The sequence below is a fragment of the Candidatus Phytoplasma palmae genome, assembly GCF_046896035.1.
GTDB classification, from domain to species: Bacteria; Bacillota_I; Bacilli_A; order Acholeplasmatales; family Acholeplasmataceae; genus Phytoplasma; species Phytoplasma palmae.
Window position 1 is genome coordinate 20,026 of the sequence record NZ_JBIPDD010000006.1, and the last position, 1,463, is coordinate 21,488.

Genomic DNA, 1,463 nt, shown 5'->3' on the forward strand with positions numbered 1-1,463 from the left:
ATATCAAACGTCATTAAAATATAATAAATTTTTTTGCATGTTGATTGGTTTTCAAAAAATATTATTTATTTAATTTTTTTAGAATTATATTAGTTATTTCTTCTATTGAGGTATTCGGATCATCTATTTTAATTTCTAAAATTTTGTTTTTTTGTTTATAGAAATTTATCAAAGGAAAGGTTTCTTTTTTGTAAATAATTAAACGTTGCATAAAAGTTTCTATAGTATCATCTTTGCGTTTTGTTAATTTTGTATTATCGTTATCACAAAAATTATTTTTTTTAGGAATTTTTTTTTCTTTATTATAAATTTCTCCACATTTAGGACAAACTATCCTTCCCATTATTCTTTTACGAAGAACTTCTTCTGCAGAATTAAAGTAAATTACTTTTGATAACTCTATTTTTTTGCTTTCTAATTCTTTATCTAAAAAAATAGCTTGATTCAAATTACGCGGAAAACCATCTAAAATAAATCCATTTTCAATTTTTTTTTGATACAAATGTTGACTTATCATTTTATTTGTAATTTCGTCAGGAACTAAGGATCCTTTTTCTATAAATGAATGAACTAATTTTCCTAATTTAGTTTTATTTTTTAGGTTATTACGAAATATGTCTCCTATAGATATATGAGGAATTTTAAAATGTTTAGATAAAATAGAAGATTGCGTACCTTTTCCAGTAGCAGGCGGTCCTATTAATATTATATTCACTTTTTGATACCCTTTTAAAATTTTTTATTTTAAAAATATTTATAGTAATTATTATTTTATTTTAATCGCGTTTCATAATTATTTTATTAATTAACTACATTTTGTTTTTTATTTTTTTATTTTTATTAATTTTAATTTCAAAAAATAAAAAAATAGTATAAATTTTTTTTGTATTTTGTCATTTTTAGATAACTTTCAAAAAAATAATTTAACAATAAGTATTGTTATAATATATATCATTGAATTACCGCTATCACATTGATTAAATAATTTAATTATTATAAATTATCTTGTTTATATTTAATTAAAAATTAAATTATTTTCTTTCTTTTATAAAAATATATTTAAAAAAATATAATAATAAAATAATGATATTTTTTTAATATTTTGTTTATTTGTTTTAGTTATTTTTTAAAATAATTTTAAATTAATTTTTTCTTTTTTAATGTTACCATTATTTTATTTTTCACAACTAAATATTTAAAAATTTAAAATATAAACTTATTTATTTCAATTTATTTTATATTTTTTTAGAATAAACTAAAAATAAATTTTTTATTTCTTTTTGTTTTTTTAATTTATATATTTTTTTAAATATATTTTATATTTATTTTTGTTTTTTATAACTTTTTTATATATATTTTTTAAAATTTTAATATTTTAATTAAATATAATTATTAATCTAAGTTTTTAAATTAATATTTTTTTATTATAAATTAGTTTTGTTAAAAAAATAAACAAAGGCAAC

General features: G+C 15.5%; 1 protein-coding gene. It reads right to left on the reverse strand.

The features are described 5' to 3' along the window. Positions 1–61: 61 nt before the first annotated feature. Complete coding sequence (locus ACHMP6_RS01230) at positions 62–715, reverse strand: adenylate kinase (RefSeq protein ID WP_412097716.1); 654 nt, start codon at positions 713–715, stop codon at positions 62–64. Between the last annotated feature and the right edge of the window lie 748 nt (positions 716–1,463).